Below are 14,850 nucleotides of genomic sequence, written 5' to 3' on the forward strand. Positions count from 1 at the left end.
ATTCTAGGGGCCTGCCACCTGGTCGACGACATCGCGGATCGCCTCGACCACGGCATCGGGACGGTCGAAACAGAGTCGGTGGTGCACGGTGTCGGTGATGATGCGCTGCTCTCCTCGCGAAACTCCGTTCACCAAGGCCGCGTCCATTCGTCGCCTGCCGTCGTGGATCTCGGCCAGCGCCTCAGCGGTCTGGCTGGGGTCGGCGCCCATCACGCTGAGCGCTACCAGAGGGACATCAGGAAGGTTCGGCCCGGCGTGCAGTTCGGTCGCCACCTCGGTCAATCCGCTGCGCTCGGCGAAGCCCGCACGAATCCATTCGGCACTCGACTTTGCATCGGTCAGCGGCTGCCGGACGTACTCGGGGTAGTCCGCGAGCAACTCGCCGCGCAGCTCACGCAATGCGGTCCGCATCTGTTCGACCTGTTCGTGATCGGGCGCGGGCGCCGCGGCCGCCGCCAGTCGCATCGCCTGCGGCATGAACTCGTCCCAGTCGCGATGCAGACCGTCCATCCAGACCAGTCCGGCCACGTCCTGTGGGTACAGCTGAGCGAACCGGTGCGCGTAGAGGCAGCCGAGGGAGTGCGCCGCGAGAACATAAGGGCCGGGGATGTTGTGGGCGCGCAGCAGCTGATGCAGTTCCGTGGCGACCGCTTCGGCGGTACGAGGCAAGGGCAGCGGATCGCTGTAGCCGGTGCCGGCGCGGTCGTAGACGACGGCAGTGGTGAACTGAGAAACCTGTTGCTGCACACCGAAATAGTCCAGACCGACCGCGCTCGCACCGGGCAGGAACACCACGGCCGGTCCGCCGCTGCCCGACCGGCGCGCGAAGACGCGCGTGCCGTCGATCTCCTCGAATCCACCGACCGGCGGGGCAAGCCGGGTCGTGGACGTGTTGTTGTTCGTCATGCGACAAGGGTGCAACCCTGACGCGGCGTCAGGGTCAACCCGTGCTGATCACCGAGGTGGGACGTCACATCGCCAGAGGCGGTGTCGTGACAGTGGGTCTGTTCGGTGGGCGGTAGGTGCGCCAGGCTTCGGCGAGACGGTCGACTGCCGTCGTGAGGGTTTCCAGCGGATGGAGGAAATGAAGCCGCAGGTAGCGCTCGCTCCCGCCGGTCGGATCCAGGCCGCTGCCCGCGAGGATCGAAACATGGTGGCGCAGTGCGGCTTGTGCGAAGGAAGCGCCGTCGCCATGTGGCAATCGAATCCAGAGGGTCTGTCCGCCATCGACCGGCGGTACCTCCCATTCGGGGATTCGGCGGGCTAGTTCCGCGCGGAGATGGTTGTGGCGAAGTCGGCGCTCGGTGGCTTGCGCGCGCAGCAGGTCGTCGAGGCGGGGGACCAGCTCGGCCGCGGCCAGCTGGGCGGGCAGGTTGCCGCCGAGGTCGTGTACCGCGCGAAGCCTGGCGAGCTTGGTGACGACAGGGGATGCCGCGCGGATCCAGCCGACTCGCAGTCCACCCCAGACGCTTTTACTCAGCGAACCGATGGTGATCACGGTGTCCGCGAACGCGGCGACTGGTCGCGGAGTCTCGTGGCCGGGGAAGCCGAGCTCGGCCAGGACTTCGTCATCGATGAGCGGAATCCCTTCTGCTGCTGATATTTCCGCGAGCCTGCGCCGTGTGAGCGTGGACAGCACCGAGCCTGTCGGGTTCTGGAAGGTGGGGATCACGTAGGCGAGAGTGGGGCGCTGGTCGCGGATCGCTCCCGCGAAACCGTCCAACCCGGGCGGCAGACCGCACACGACCGCCGCTTCCGCGCGAAAGGCTTCCAGCGCGCCGGGATAGGTCGGAGCCTCCGCGAGAACGCGATCACCAGGCCGGAGGAAGGCGCGTGCGAGAAGTGAAAGCGCTTGTTGCCCACCGGTGGTGACGAGGATCTGCCCGGCCTCGGTCGGTAGACCCCGCCCTCGGTAGTACTCGGCGACGGCCTCCCGAAGCGCCGGATGGCCGGACGGGTAGTAGCCGATGTCGTCGGTCGTGGCGGCCAAGGCGGGCAGCATCGCCGCGTAGGACTCGGCCAATGCATGAGGAGGTCGATCCGGTGCCGCACACGCCAGCGAGATCACGTCGGACCGCGGCTCGAGCAGGTCGAGGAACATCGGCTCACTGGTAGTTTCCGGCGGATCGACCTGCGGCGATCCCGCGACACGGGTGCCACTGCCTTGTCGTCGAACGATCCGCCCTTCGTCGTGCAGCAGGTCATAGGCCGCCACCACGGTGCTCCGCCCGACCGACAATGCGACAGCCAGCTTGCGGTCCGGCGGCAGCAGCGCGCCAGGAGGGAGTTCGCCGTCCTCGATCAGCCCGCGCAGCCCCGCCGCGAGCAGCGCATACAGCGGCCCGCGCCCCGCCGACCAGCGACCGAGCCGATCTGTCACAGTAATTGGATCCATAACCAAACCAATTATGGCCGATTGGCGCTGGATCGTCGCCCCGAGCAGCTCGACGATGATTACCATGACAGCTTCGAGCACTACCGGTTCAGTATCGATCCCCGCGGCCATCGCCGCTCTGCCCGGCCCCTTCTGCCAACAGGAACTGGCCATGGTCAACGACACTGTTGTCCGCGTCGCCCAACTGTCGGGCGAATTCCCTTGGCATCACCACGACGAAGACGAACTCTTCCTCTGCTGGGACGGCGCCTTCCGGATCGAACTGGAAGACCGCGCCCCCATCACCCTGCATCCGGGCGAATTGTTCGTGGTGCCCAAGGGAATCCGGCACCGCCCGGTCGCCGACGAGGTCGCGCACGTGCTCTTGATCGAGCGCCCGGAGACAGCGCAATACGGCAACTGAACTTCCTCGGCGACGACCTCGGTGTTCATGCGAGCGGCGGCGATCAGTCGATGCGGTGGGTGCCGAGGTTGTGGGTCATGGTCGGGTCGCGGTGATCGAAGAACAGCGACTTGCCGGTGTCGAGGGCGGCGATCTGTTGCATCTCGTCAGCGGTCAGGCTGAAATCGAGGCAGTCGAAGTTCTCCGCCATGCGTTGCGCGCGAACAGATTTGGGGATGGCGACGACACCGCGTTCGGTGAGCCAGCGCAATACGACCTGGGCAACCGACTTGTCGTGGGCCTCGGCGATCGACACCAGGGTCGGATTGGTGAACAGGTTGTTCTTGCCCTCGGCGAACGGCCCCCATGACTCGATCTGCACACCCAGCTCGCGCATCAGTGCCTGGTCGTCGCGGCGCTGGAAGAACGGGTTGGTTTCGATCTGATTCACCGCCGGAGTGACCTCGTTGTGGTCGATCAGGTCGATTAGGCGGTCCGGGTAGAAGTTGGCGACGCCGATCGCGCGGATAAGGCCCTGCTTGTGCAGCGCTTCCATGGCACGCCACTCGGCGTAGTAGTCGCCGTAGGGCTGGTGAATCAGGTACAGGTCCAGGTAGTCGAGGCCGAGGCGGCGCAGGGAATTCTCGAAGGCGCGCTTCGTGTTGTCCTCGCCGGAGTCCTGCACCCACAATTTGGTCGTCACGAACAGTTGCTCTCGGGGGATGCCCGCAGCGGCGATCGCGCGTCCGACGCCTTCCTCGTTCTGGTAGGCCGACGCGGTGTCGATCAGTCGATATCCGGTGGCCAGGGCGTCGCTGACGGTCTTCTCGACCTCGTCGGAGGGGATCTGGTAGACGCCGTAGCCCAGGATCGGCATCTCGACACCGTTGTTCAACGTGACGTGCTGCATGCTTGCGGTCCTTTCGCGAGTTCGGTGGGAGCGGTCAGCGTGGCTGTCGCGACGACGGCCACTGCGAGCATGACCGCACCGCCGAGTCGGGTGTCGGCGACACGCGCTGTTCACACCATTCGACACCGTGGGTGTCGCGCGTGGCAGTGACTGTTGTTCCAGGTACTGCCAGTCACCTCCTGCGACTCAGTGTCCGGATTCGACCGGCACGGTCCGTAGGAGTTCAGCGACTTCCGCGGGCGTGGCGGACGGAAAGAGTTGCCGCACCCCGATCATGGCCAGCAGCCTGTCCTGATCGGCGCCGACCCCCATTCGCGACACCACATCGTGCGCGGCGCGGTTGGCTTCCGCGATCTCGTCGGCTTTGCCCAGGCGTGCGAGATTCTCGCCCCCGATTTTATCGAGGTCGGTGGAACGCTTGTAGAACAACGCGGTGATTCCGACCGGCACCGCACCCATGATCGAGGTCGCGGCGGCGGCGTCTCGATTGCCGAACGCCACCATCGACGCCGCGGCGAGAACGACCACGACTCCACAGCAGCCGCTGATCATGTACGCCCAGAAGAACGCCGTGCTCTGCGCCATCGCGCTGCGCACCTGCCGGAGGTATTCCTCGGTTCGAGGTCGCGGCGTCTGGGTGTGGTCGGTGTCCTGATCCGCCGGTTCGGTCGGTATCGAGACGACGGGAGGAACGGCGTCGGCGCTCATGGTGGTTTCGATCGCCCGCTTGTTGATTCGGCGACTGAATGTCGTCGAGAACCACGCCGACACCGCCGCGATCACCGTCGGGATCAGCCCACCCACCCCGATCAAGGCCAAGATTTCGTTCACGGTATCCCCCCGAATCCAGCTACACCCCTGCGAATTACCCCGCGCACTCTACCGCGAGCCGTTATTCCCTCTCCTGTTGTCCACTCGCGCAGGATGATTCGCGTTCATCGTTCGGCCGCCGGCTTGGTCGCAGGGCCGTCGGGTTCGCGGACCAGGGTGTAGGTCTGGGTTTTCGACAGCTCGGCGGGCTTGTTCTTGTCGTATCGGTCGCTGCGGCTGGTGACGATGGCGACGTCGGCGCCGTAGAAGCGGATGTCGAGAAAGGAGTCGGCCAGCTTGCTGCCCTTCAGGAACCCGCTGAACAGTGCGCGATGCGCCTCGGTCACATCCGCACGGCCCTGATAGTGGGTGCCGACCCGCACGATGGTGCGCCGCCGGGACTCGGTGGGACGGGTGGTGTCGGTAGTGGTCATCGCCAGTGTGAATCCCTTGTCAACGGCAAAGGTCGGGCGTTATGAACAAGCACTCTTGTTAGAAACAAGCGCTCGTGCTGTAATCAGCGTCACCTACCAGAGGAGACGCCATGCAGCGCAGCGCGGCAGCCACCATCCACTCGAGTCGCCGGGGTGGACGCGGTCGGCCGAAGCGGGGACGAATGTTCAGAACGAGATGGGCGGCAGTGCCGCTGGCGGCGGTATGTCTGGCGGTGGCGAGCGCGGGCAACGCCACCGGCGACCCGTATCCGAGTTTCCCGTTGGACCAGAACCAGCTCCCGCAGCTGCCCGCCGAACCCCAGCTCTACGACATGCTGCCGATCCCGGTGCCCGCGGAAGATCCCTGGTACGACGACCCGGCGGACCTGAATTCCTATGCGCCCGGACAGATCATCCGCTCCCGAACGGTGCAGACGCGACTGCTCGGCCTGCCCTTCCCGGTGCACACCGAACAACTGCTGTTCCGAAGCAATGACGTGCACGACAACCCGATCGCGACCGCGACCTCGGTGATCGTCCCCGGCATCCCGTGGTCGGGCAGTTCGCGACCGGTGGTGTCGTTCCAGGAGGCCATCGACGCGACCGATTCGTCGTGCAACCCGTCGTACACGTTGCAGACGGGCACGATGAAAGAGGCCGCGTTGGCGATCTATTGGCTCGCGCAGGGATTCGCGATCAACGTCGCCGACTTCGACGGCAAGTTCAATACCTTCAACACCTATGACGAAGGCAAAATGGTGCTCGACAGTCTGCGCGCCATGAAGAACTCGGCGTTGGGCCTGACCGACTCCGGGATCGCGCTCTACGGGTACTCCGGCGGCGGCTCTGGTTCGATCCGCGCGGCCGAACTTCGCGAGAGTTATGCCCCCGATGTGCGGTTGCTCGGCACCGCGGTGGGCGGATTCCCCGCCGACCTCCGCGCCCAGGCCCGTTACGCGATCGCCCAGCAGCCGGGCCTCACCGGCGCCAGTAATTTCACGATGTGGCTCGGCTTCGCCGCGTTGTCGCGGGAATTCCCCGACCAGTTCGACGCGAAGGAATTGCTGACCCCCGAGGGTCAGGCGATCGTGGCGGATATGCGGAGTCGCTGCGTTTATACGATCGCCGCGGCGGGCGCGTACCGGCCGATCAGTGCTTATTTCCAGCCGGGGAAGTCACTGGAAACGGCGCCGGGTGTGATGGAGGTGCTCGCGGATCAGAGTCTGGGGCACCATATTCCGGACAGCCCGATCTTCTGGTGGCACGGAATCTGGGACGAGCTGATCCCGACGTCGGCGGTCCTGCCGACGGTGAACGACTACTGGGCCCGCGGCGCGGACCTGCGGTTCTACACGATGCCGCTGCCCGAACACGTCGTCAACGCCGTCGCGGGCTGGCCGCCCGCGGTGGCCTGGACCAGTGCGGTGCTGCGCGGTCTGGCGCCGGGGGAGCGATTCAAGGCCGATATTCCGCTGCCCAACTAGACGAAAACAGCACGGCGCGCGGAGGGAATGCGCGCCGTGCTGTCGACGAACCGAAGCTTTACGCCGAAGCCTGCTCATAGGCCGAGATGACTTCCGCCGAGATCCTGCCGCGGCTGGACACGGTGTGCCCGTTCTGCGAAGCCCACGCGCGGATCTCGGTCAGATCGTTGCGGCGGGTGGATTCAGCTGCCGGTGCCGAGCCGAGGCGACGTGCGGCGCCTGCTTTGGCCCGACCGGTGCGACGCGCGTACGGAACCCACTGTTCGAACACCTCACGCAACTCTGCCGCGTTGGCATCGGACAGGTCGATTTCGTAGGCTGCCCCATCGATTCCGAATGTGACAGTCGCATCGGCAGCGGACGTGCCATCGAAATCATCGACAAGTGTGACAACGACTTTGCGCGCCATGGGAGTCCTGTTCGTTCGGGTGCCGAGAATTACCGTCGCTGATCTTAGTTGACCGCGGCGCGGGTTATTCGCTCGGTTCGTCGACCAGTGTTCGGACGTCGCCGAAGAATCCGCCGAGGAGTGGTCAGTCGGCGCGGGGGATGCGTCCGTCGACGTCGGTGAACCCGTAGTCCTCGGCGAGATCGGCGACCTTCCAGGATTTCCCGGTGCGCGTCGACCGGCCGGGATCGGCGGCCAGCGCCACCACGGCGCGCCCGGGGAAGCGGGGGGACTCGGCGGTGTCGAGATCGAAGGTGCCCTCGCCGGGCAGGGTGACCTCGCGACGGCCGTGTTCGTCGGCCGGAACCATCTGCAGCAGTTCGGTATTCACGATCCCGGGCCAGATCGAGACCGCGGTCGCGCCGGTGCCGGATAGGTCGTGCGCGAGGTCGGCGGTGAGGCGATCAAGGGCGGTCTTGCCGACGCCGTAGACGGCATTGTGCATGTACCGGCGGGCGCCGGGGGAGGAGACGTTGACGATGAGGCCCGCTGACTCGATGAGCAGCGGTGCGGCGAAAACACTGGCCACATAGTGCGATCGCACGCCGATCTCGAAGGTCTCGTCCCACGCCTTCGGCGGCACGTCCCAGAATTTGCGGCCCAGCCAGCGGGCGGCGGCGGGGGAGTTGTAGACATTGTTGACCAGCACATCGAGGCGCCCCTGCTCCTCGCGGATCCGGGTGAAGAGCTTCTCGACCGCATCGTCGTCGCGATGATCGCAGACTGCCACGACGCCGTGTCCGCCGAGCTCGGTGACCATCGCTGCGGTCTCCCCGACGGTGCCGGGTAGCTTCCCGGGCTCGGTGGTGCGTCCGGTGACGTACACGGTCGCCCCAGCCGCGCCCAACTCGAGGGCGATGCCTTTACCGATGCCACGACTTGCCCCGGTGACGACCGCGACGCGCCCGGCCAGAATCTTGGGTGTTCCGCTCATGACCTCAGGACACTACCGTCAAATCAGAACACGTTCTAGAAATTGGAGGCGGTAGTGGAGCAGAGATTTCTCGACACAGGCGAAATCAGGATGCATGTCACCGAGCAGGGGCAGGGCTACCCGGTGGTGTTCTGTCACGGATTTCCGCACACGGGGTTCATCTGGCACCGGCAGATAGCGGCCGTGGCCGAGGCGGGATTCCGAGCCATCGCGCCCGACCTTCGCGGCTACGGTCGAACCGAGGCGCCCGCTGACGTCGCCGCGTACACCAACGAGGCCGTGATCGGTGACCTCCTGGCCCTGCTCGACGACATCGGCGCCGAGAAGGCTGTGTTCGTCGGCCTCGATTTCGGTGCCCAACTGGTGTGGGAGCTGTCGCTGCGCGCTCCCGAACGCGTCGAAGCGCTGGTGGTGCTGAACAATCCGTACTCGCCGCGCCCGCCGCGTCCACCGTCGGCCTTCTGGACGAAGGCCGCCCAGCGCCACTTCCTGCACCTGTCCTACTTTCAGGAGCCCGGCGTCGCCGATGTCGAACTCGCCGCGCGACCGAGGGAATTCCTGTCCCGCGTCTACTTCTCCCTCTCCGGTGACTACCACTATCTCGACACCTGGAAGAACCCGCCGGGGCTCGGTTATCTGGATGTGCTGCCCCAGGCGCCCGCACTGCCGTGGAGCTGGCTCAGTGACAGTGAATTCGACACCATCGCCACGGATTTCGAGCGGACGGGCTTCACCGGGGGATTGAACTGGTACCGCAATCTGGACCGCAACTGGGAACTCGCCGAGCCGTTCGCCGATGCCCGGATCGAGGTCCCGACCTACTTCCTCTACGGCGAGAACGACCCCGACATGGAGGGCTTCAGCGGCCGCGACCCGCTTGCCACCCTCCGGGCGAATGTCACCGAACTCCGTGCGGTAGTGGAACTTCCGGGTGCGGGCCATCTCGTGCACCTCGAGCGAACCGACGCGGTCAACGACTTCCTGGTCACCGCGCTGCACGAGGTCGGTGTCGATCAGCGCGCGCGGTCGTAGGTCAGGGCCATCTCGCCCAGTTCGCCGACCTCGTGACGGATGAGCGTCCACCGCGAGCCGGGCAGCGCGGGTGAGGTGATCGCGGGCGACATCGGTGGTGGCGTAGCGGACGATCGCCCGCATGTCGGTGGGACCGCCGGGGCCGTTGTAGCGTCCGTCGAGGGTGAGGCCGATATTCGCGGTGACAGTGCGTTCGGCCACGGCTGTTCCTTGTCGCGGGGGAGTGTGTCGGCGGGATCGTCGAAGAAGTATGAATCGCTCGGCGGAAAGTCGCGAAGAGGCGGTACTTTTGGTGGGAGGCACATCGGGCGGACCACCTGAAAGGATGCGGCCTCTTGAAGATTGCACTCGGAGCCGACGAACGGACGACGAGCTAGTGTTCACGCGCTGGGGCGATGTGGTCTATCGGTTCCGGTTCGGTGTGCTCGGCGTCGTGGTGGCCGCACTGCTCGCGCTGGGCGGGTACGGGCTGGGGCTGCACGATGAGCTGAGCTCCGGTGGCATGGACGATCCCGGCTCGGAATCCGCGCTGGCGGGGCGCTTGGCGGACAGTGCGTTCGGTCGCAATCACGACCTCGATGTGGTCGTGCTCTACACCGCACCGCCCGGTAGGACCGTCGACGATCCCGAGTTCAGCCGCAAGATCGTCGACAACCTCAACAGCTTGCCGCGTGCGTACTCCGGGGTGATAGCCGGCGTCAACGGGGCCTACTGGCCGACGGAAACGGGTCGGGCGAGCGGTTCCCTGTTCGCCACCGCGGACCGTACCCGCGCGGTGGCCGCCGTCGCCATCGTCGGCGACAACGACACCGAGATGCTGCGCAACACCAGAAAGGTGAAGGACGCCTTCGCGATTCCCGGTGTCGATGTGCAGGTGGGCGGCCTGCAACCGGTGGCGGGAACACTCAACGACACCCTGGCCGACGACATCCGCCGGATGGAATTCCTCGCGTTCCCGGTGGTCGCGCTGCTGCTGTTCTTCATCTTCGGCGGTGTGGTGGCCGCCGCGCTGCCGTTGATCGTCGGCGGGCTGACGATGCTGGGCGCGAGCGGGATCGTGCGCACCTTCACCTACGTCACCGAGGTGAACTCCTTTGTCGCGCCGGTTGTTTCGATGATCGGTGCCGGATTGGCCATCGACTACGGGCTGTTCATCGTGAGTCGCTTCCGCGAAGAACTCGCCGAGGGCCACGACGCCGCGGCGGCGGTACGGCGCACGATGACGACGGCGGGGCGCACCGTGGTGTTCTCCGCGACGATGATCATCGCCAGTGCGGGCGGCATGCTGCTGTTCCCGCAGGGGTTCCTGAAATCCATCGCCTATGGAGCCATCGCGACCGTGTCGCTGGCCGCGCTCACCGCGATCACCTTGCTGCCCGCGATGCTCGCGATTCTCGGCGCGCGCGTGGACATGTGGGGAAGTAGGCGGCTCCGGAGAACGAAGTCCGCGCATGAGGTGGAGAACGGTTTCTGGGGCCGCAGCACCCAGTGGGTGATGAAGCACCCGGTGAAGATCGCGGGCGTGCTGTGCGTGGTGTTGGTGCTGTTGATCCTGCCTGCGCGTAACCTGGCCTTCGGTGGCTTCAGCGAACGATATCTGCCGCCGGACAACAGCACTCGCGTCGCACAGGAGCAGATCGACGCGACCTTCCCAGGCCGCAGATCCGATCCGATCGACCTGATCTTCGTTTCCGGCGACACCGTCGCGATCGGCACCGCCCTGAAACTGGCCAATCAGGCCCCCGGTCTGGCGACGAAGTTCGAATTGCCGTCGCGGTCGCCGGTGCAATCGGACGTGTACCGCACCACAACGACACTCGCGGACTCCGATTCCGCCGACGCCACGATCGACTATCTCCGCGGCATCGAACTGCCCGACGGAGTGCGGATGCTCGTCGGGGGCGTCCCCGCCATCCAGAAGGACAGCCTCGACGCGCTGCTCGAGCGCATGCCGTGGATGATCGCCCTCGTCCTGCTGGTCACCACACTGCTGATGTTCTTGACCTTCGGTTCGCTGATCCTGCCGATCAAGGCCGCTCTCATGAGCGCTCTCGGCCTCGGCTCGACGCTGGGCATCCTCACCTGGATCTTCATCGACGGCCACGGCGCGGGTCCGCTGAACTTCACCCCGCAACCCATTCAGGCCAACATGCTGGTGATGATCATCGCGATCATCTACGGCTTGTCCACCGACTACGAGGTCTTCCTGCTCTCGCGCATGGTCGAAGCGCGGGCCCAGGGCGCCACCACCACCGAGGCGGTCCGCATCGGCACCGCGCACACCGGTCGCATCATCACCGCCGCCGCCCTGATCCTGCTCGTGGTCACCGGCGCCTTCGCGTTCTCGGACCTGGTCCTGATGCAATACGTCGCCTACGGCATGATCGCCGCGCTCATCATCGACGCCACCGTGCTGCGCATGCTCCTCGTCCCCGCGACGATGAAGTTGCTCGGCGACGACTGCTGGTGGGCTCCGACGTGGATGAAGACTGTCCACGACAGATTCGGACTGGGCGAATCACCGTCCCCGGCAACCACCGCGGCAGATTGTCGGACCCCTGGCATACGGTGACGGAAAGGTCTGCCACCCGTGTGTTCAGCTGCCATGAACGGAGTCATGATGAGCCGCCATATTCAGATCACCTTCGACGCGCACGACCCGGCCGCGCTGTCGACCTTCTGGCGTGACGCGCTGGGTTATGTGCATCCGGGGCCGCCGGGAGTCGAGGTGCCTGCCGGGGTCGACCCGCTGGTCGTGTGGGACCAGTTTCTCGCGCGGATCGGTGTTCCGGCCGAAGAGCGGAACTCGAAGTCGGCCATCGAGGATCCGGAGGGGCATGGCCCTCGGGTGTTCTTCCAGCAGGTGCCGGAGGGCAAGGCCGCGAAGAATCGGGTTCATCTCGATGTTCGGGCGGCGCCCGGATTGCAGGGCGACGAGCGAATGGCGGCGTTGGAAACCGAGTGCGAGCGGCTGGTCGCGCTGGGCGGCAAGCGGGTCGAGCGCTTCGAACCCGAGCCGCCGATGAGTGCGGGGTGGATCGTGATGACCGATCCCGAAGGCAACGAGTTCTGTCTTGATTGATCTGACACCCACCTCATGAACCACGCTCCGATACGCGCGCTCGCCCTGCTCACCACCGGCCTTCTCGCCGGTGCGTTCGGCTACGGCGCCGCGAATCTGGTCCCGACTTTTCATCGGGTCCCGCTGCAGATGCGCCTGGAATTCCACACCGAGCTCATGCAGAACAACAGCATCAGCATGCAGCTCACCATGGCCGCCGCCGCGCTGAGCTGCCTCGCCCTGGCCGTGGTGCAGACCGGCAGGGATCGGGCGCTCGCCGCGGCGGCCACGGTGCTGGTGGTCGGGTCGTTCCTCATCACCCGGCTCGGCAACGTGCCGATCAACCACAAGATCAATGCCTGGGCCGTCGACGGAGCGCCCGCCGACTACGCCGTCATCCTCGAGCGATGGGACTTCTTCCATTTCCTGCGTACCGGGACAGCGCTGGCGGCTTTCGCGCTGATCATCGCGCTGGTGGTGTGGTGTTCGGGCGAGGCGAAGCGGGAGTTTCGCCGTGCGAGCGAGGGTGTCGGCGCTACCGTGGATCGACCACGACGACGTGGTCACGTGGCTGCCACTGGAAGGAAGCCCCGGGATGCGGCATTTCGACTTTCGCGGGACCTTGATCGCCTATGACGAGGCGGGTGCGGGGCCGCCGATCGTCTTCCTGCACAACCTCGGCGGAGACCGTCACATCTGGCGTGCGCAATTCGACGCACTGAAGCACAACCATCGGGTCTTCGCGATCGACCTCATCGGCTACGGCGACTCGGACGCCCCCGACAACGGGTACACGGTCGAGAACTATCTGGCCATGGTCACCGCGTTCCTCGAGGAGCAGGATCTGCGCGATGTGACGCTGGTCGGCCACTGCTTCGGCAGCGCGCTGTCGCTGCTCTATACGCGGCGCAGCCCCGACCGGGTGCGGTCGCTGGTGCTCAGCAGCCCGCTCACCCCGGCCACCTTGCGACCGACCCGCACCGCATGGGCGGCAGCGCTCGGCCGACGGCTGCACATCGACTCGGTGCTGGCGCGAGTCCGCATTCCCGGCCCGGTGGCCGGGCTGCTCGTGGCAGAACAACTCGGTTCGGAGAACGCCCCGGCCGAGATCGTCGCGCATCTGCGCGAGAGCTGGACCGAACCCCGTCGGCTGATGGTTACCGCCGCGATCTCTCGCGAGATTCCGCTGCTCGGCGAACTGGACAGCTTCGTGCCGCCCGCCGGCTTTCCGCCCGTCACCACGATCTGGGGCAGTCGTAATCGAGTGCTGTGCGCGCGAGCCGGCGCCACGCTGAACAGCACGTTGAAACCGTCGCGGTCGATCGTCGTCGACGGTGCGGGTCACCTGGTGATGGTCGAGTCGCCCGAGCAGTTCACCGCCGCGGTGCTCGCCGCGACGACGGGCACGCGCGTCGTGGATTCCTAGTCCGAACCGCCGTCGCGGTCGAGCGTTGATCCCGCCGCCGCGACATGCGGTCACAGCGGGCGCTGAGCGGCGGTGAACCGAACTTGTCGGTGCGCACCTTTATTCTGCTCACATGGACGGACCGGACTCTGCGCTACGCCGCCTGACTCGCGAGGCGGGAAAGTTGTTGCGGCCATATGGCTTTCACGGAACGGAAGCCGCCTGGACGCAGATCACCGCCGACGGTGTCGCAACGATCCGCCGCACCCGCACCCAGCGGACCTGGACAGACGGTCAGCAGGCGATCGGATTCGGCCTGGAACTCGGCGCGACGCCGACTGCCTGGTGGGAATACTGCAACTGGCGCGACACCGTGCGAGGACTCCCACCGACCGCGCTCGAACAAGCGACCGGGCCCGCACTGATCGACGATCGTGGAATGGGCGAGGAGCTGACCGAGTTGTGGTCGCTGCGGGTCGATCCGGCCCATCGGTCGCGCCCCGCGCTACAAGCCGACGTCGACGCCATTCGCGCCGACTTGCCGGTGCGCGTGCATGCCTACGCGCGCCGGGCACTGCGCCTGCTCGAACCCGACGCCTACCTCGATGAACTACTGGCGGAACCGAATCCGCAACCCGCCGCCCTGGAGGCGATCGTGGTTCTGCTCGCCGATCAGGGCCCGGGACCGCGACTCGATGACGCGGTGGACCGGTTCCGATCATCCGTCGCCGACCCCGATGACGCAGGCGCCGACAGCGTCATCGCCTACCTGCGGGGTCGAGCCGTCCCGGTCTGATTGTCCAGCTCGGGCGGCCCGATGGACGACTCGCCATTATCATTCCGCCCGTGGGAGATGCGGTACACGGGAATACTCGGCGGATTCGCCCCGGCAACAGGAAGGATTTCGGCGTCGCCGCCGAACTGTTGGCCGCGGCCTTGGCGGACGACCCGGCGACCCTGTGGCTGCACCCCAAGGAATCCACCCGCAGGATCAGGCTCGCCTGGTCGTTTCGATCCTCGCTCGACGATTCCCGCGATTGCAGCGATGGGGTGGACCTCGCCCTCGACGGCACCGGCGCGATCGTCGGCGTCGCGGTCTGGCTGGCGACCTTTCATATCCTGCCCCGAGCGACGGTAGGTCGACAGCTCAGCGCGCTGCGTACCTACGGTTCACACGCCGCGCAGGCGCGCAGGCGACCTACGCGGCGGGCGTGCAGGAGCAGCATCGGCACCTGTTGGCGGTCGGCGTCTCCGCGAAAGCGCGCGGACGCGGACACGGACAGGACCTGATCGCGGCGGGAATGTATCGAGCGGCCGCCGACGGTGTCCCCGTTCATCTGGAAACAACGAACCCGAACAACCTCTCCTTCTATGAACGTCTCGGATTCGACACGACCGCGGTGATCGACCTCCCCGGCGGCGGCCCGCGCAGATGGCTCATGCGCCAAGTGTCGCAACCGATCTCGAGTCCTGCTCGCGGTAGAAGGTCACGCAGTACCTGACGGCGCTACGAAATGCGAGTAATTCGTGGAGGAAATTGTTGTGGAAATCCATG

At 66.1% G+C, this 14,850-nt stretch carries 16 protein-coding genes and 1 pseudogene; 10 read left to right on the top strand and 7 right to left on the bottom strand.

Annotation, left to right across the window (positions count from 1 at the left end):
* Positions 1 to 3: 3 nt before the first annotated feature.
* Together NS1_RS25280 and NS1_RS25285 are read right to left on the bottom strand one after the other, a co-directional pair.
* Entirely contained in the window at positions 4 to 906 is a 903-nt protein-coding gene (locus NS1_RS25280) for an alpha/beta fold hydrolase (RefSeq protein WP_062988362.1), read from the bottom strand.
* Positions 907 to 970: 64 nt separating this feature from the next.
* Positions 971 to 2,380, bottom strand: coding sequence for an aminotransferase-like domain-containing protein (locus NS1_RS25285; RefSeq protein WP_255284682.1), 1,410 nt, complete (start codon positions 2,378 to 2,380; stop codon positions 971 to 973).
* A 79-nt stretch (positions 2,381 to 2,459) separates the two neighbouring features.
* On the opposite strand from NS1_RS25285, the gene NS1_RS25290 reads away from it, so the two are divergent.
* Positions 2,460 to 2,798: a cupin domain-containing protein gene (locus tag NS1_RS25290; RefSeq protein ID WP_255284683.1), complete on the top strand. Its 339-nt coding sequence runs from the start codon at positions 2,460 to 2,462 to the stop codon at positions 2,796 to 2,798.
* A gap of 43 nt (positions 2,799 to 2,841) precedes the next feature.
* Here NS1_RS25290 and NS1_RS25295 read toward each other — a convergent pair whose 3' ends face one another.
* The 3 genes from NS1_RS25295 to NS1_RS25305 form a co-directional block, all read right to left on the bottom strand.
* Entirely contained in the window at positions 2,842 to 3,687 is an 846-nt protein-coding gene (locus tag NS1_RS25295; RefSeq protein WP_062988367.1) for an aldo/keto reductase, read from the bottom strand.
* 186 nt (positions 3,688 to 3,873) lie between these two features.
* Positions 3,874 to 4,518 carry a TRADD-N-associated membrane domain-containing protein gene (locus NS1_RS25300; RefSeq protein ID WP_062988369.1) on the bottom strand — a complete coding sequence of 215 codons (645 nt, stop codon included), beginning with the start codon at positions 4,516 to 4,518 and terminating at the stop codon, positions 3,874 to 3,876.
* Positions 4,519 to 4,622: 104 nt separating this feature from the next.
* On the bottom strand, positions 4,623 to 4,931 hold the full coding sequence (locus NS1_RS25305; RefSeq protein ID WP_062988371.1) for a nuclear transport factor 2 family protein: 309 nt from the start codon (positions 4,929 to 4,931) through the stop codon (positions 4,623 to 4,625).
* Positions 4,932 to 5,113: 182 nt separating this feature from the next.
* On the opposite strand from NS1_RS25305, the gene NS1_RS25310 reads away from it, so the two are divergent.
* Positions 5,114 to 6,415: a lipase family protein gene (locus NS1_RS25310; RefSeq protein ID WP_062988373.1), complete on the top strand. Its 1,302-nt coding sequence runs from the start codon at positions 5,114 to 5,116 to the stop codon at positions 6,413 to 6,415.
* A 58-nt stretch (positions 6,416 to 6,473) separates the two neighbouring features.
* On the opposite strand, the gene NS1_RS25315 is transcribed toward NS1_RS25310, so the two are convergent.
* A complete protein-coding gene (locus tag NS1_RS25315; protein ID WP_056822989.1) occupies positions 6,474 to 6,824 on the bottom strand; it encodes a histone-like nucleoid-structuring protein Lsr2 in 351 nt (116 codons plus the stop codon).
* A gap of 124 nt (positions 6,825 to 6,948) precedes the next feature.
* A complete protein-coding gene (locus tag NS1_RS25320; RefSeq protein ID WP_062988375.1) occupies positions 6,949 to 7,797 on the bottom strand; it encodes an SDR family NAD(P)-dependent oxidoreductase in 849 nt (282 codons plus the stop codon).
* Positions 7,798 to 7,887: 90 nt separating this feature from the next.
* On the opposite strand from NS1_RS25320, the gene NS1_RS25325 reads away from it, so the two are divergent.
* The 8 genes and pseudogenes from NS1_RS25325 to NS1_RS42495 all read left to right on the top strand — a co-directional run bounded on the left by NS1_RS25325 (position 7,888) and on the right by NS1_RS42495 (position 14,797).
* On the top strand, positions 7,888 to 8,829 hold the full coding sequence (locus tag NS1_RS25325; RefSeq protein ID WP_062988377.1) for an alpha/beta fold hydrolase: 942 nt from the start codon (positions 7,888 to 7,890) through the stop codon (positions 8,827 to 8,829).
* A gap of 376 nt (positions 8,830 to 9,205) precedes the next feature.
* Positions 9,206 to 11,347, top strand: a pseudogene (locus tag NS1_RS25330) (MMPL family transporter); the annotation flags it as partial.
* A 102-nt stretch (positions 11,348 to 11,449) separates the two neighbouring features.
* A complete protein-coding gene (locus tag NS1_RS25335; protein ID WP_062988545.1) occupies positions 11,450 to 11,911 on the top strand; it encodes a VOC family protein in 462 nt (153 codons plus the stop codon).
* A 15-nt stretch (positions 11,912 to 11,926) separates the two neighbouring features.
* A complete protein-coding gene (locus NS1_RS25340; protein WP_084504401.1) occupies positions 11,927 to 12,526 on the top strand; it encodes an anthrone oxygenase family protein in 600 nt (199 codons plus the stop codon).
* The gene (locus NS1_RS25345; RefSeq protein WP_084504403.1) at positions 12,486 to 13,316 is read left to right on the top strand and encodes an alpha/beta fold hydrolase; all 831 of its coding nucleotides are present in this window, start codon (positions 12,486 to 12,488) and stop codon (positions 13,314 to 13,316) included. The genes NS1_RS25340 and NS1_RS25345 overlap by 41 nt, the downstream gene beginning before the upstream one ends.
* A 112-nt stretch (positions 13,317 to 13,428) precedes the next feature.
* Positions 13,429 to 14,091, top strand: coding sequence for a hypothetical protein (locus tag NS1_RS25350; RefSeq protein ID WP_062988385.1), 663 nt, complete (start codon positions 13,429 to 13,431; stop codon positions 14,089 to 14,091).
* A 50-nt stretch (positions 14,092 to 14,141) separates the two neighbouring features.
* The gene (locus NS1_RS40950) at positions 14,142 to 14,585 is read left to right on the top strand and encodes a hypothetical protein (RefSeq protein ID WP_062988387.1); all 444 of its coding nucleotides are present in this window, start codon (positions 14,142 to 14,144) and stop codon (positions 14,583 to 14,585) included.
* Complete coding sequence (locus NS1_RS42495) at positions 14,507 to 14,797, top strand: GNAT family N-acetyltransferase (protein WP_169812831.1); 291 nt, start codon at positions 14,507 to 14,509, stop codon at positions 14,795 to 14,797. Before NS1_RS40950 ends, NS1_RS42495 begins: the two co-directional genes overlap by 79 nt.
* The last annotated feature ends 53 nt before the right edge of the window (positions 14,798 to 14,850 follow it).

Origin of the sequence: Nocardia salmonicida NBRC 13393, from assembly GCF_001613085.1 — a bacterium.
Taxonomy (GTDB): Bacteria; Actinomycetota; Actinomycetes; order Mycobacteriales; family Mycobacteriaceae; genus Nocardia; species Nocardia salmonicida.

Bases quoted from the DNA above. Each gene is read 5' to 3' on its own strand.
- NS1_RS25280 (WP_062988362.1), bottom strand. From the start codon at position 906: ATGACGAACAACAACACGTCCACGACCCGGCTTGCCCCGCCGGTCGGT.
- NS1_RS25290 (WP_255284683.1), top strand. From the start codon at position 2,460: ATGACAGCTTCGAGCACTACCGGTTCAGTATCGATCCCCGCGGCCATC.
- NS1_RS25295 (WP_062988367.1), bottom strand. From the start codon at position 3,687: ATGCAGCACGTCACGTTGAACAACGGTGTCGAGATGCCGATCCTGGGC.
- NS1_RS25305 (WP_062988371.1), bottom strand. From the start codon at position 4,931: ATGACCACTACCGACACCACCCGTCCCACCGAGTCCCGGCGGCGCACC.
- NS1_RS25310 (WP_062988373.1), top strand. From the start codon at position 5,114: ATGTTCAGAACGAGATGGGCGGCAGTGCCGCTGGCGGCGGTATGTCTG.
- NS1_RS25315 (WP_056822989.1), bottom strand. From the start codon at position 6,824: ATGGCGCGCAAAGTCGTTGTCACACTTGTCGATGATTTCGATGGCACG.
- NS1_RS25320 (WP_062988375.1), bottom strand. From the start codon at position 7,797: ATGAGCGGAACACCCAAGATTCTGGCCGGGCGCGTCGCGGTCGTCACC.
- NS1_RS25325 (WP_062988377.1), top strand. From the start codon at position 7,888: ATGCATGTCACCGAGCAGGGGCAGGGCTACCCGGTGGTGTTCTGTCAC.
- NS1_RS25335 (WP_062988545.1), top strand. From the start codon at position 11,450: ATGAGCCGCCATATTCAGATCACCTTCGACGCGCACGACCCGGCCGCG.
- NS1_RS25340 (WP_084504401.1), top strand. From the start codon at position 11,927: ATGAACCACGCTCCGATACGCGCGCTCGCCCTGCTCACCACCGGCCTT.
- NS1_RS25345 (WP_084504403.1), top strand. From the start codon at position 12,486: ATGCGGCATTTCGACTTTCGCGGGACCTTGATCGCCTATGACGAGGCG.
- NS1_RS25350 (WP_062988385.1), top strand. From the start codon at position 13,429: ATGGACGGACCGGACTCTGCGCTACGCCGCCTGACTCGCGAGGCGGGA.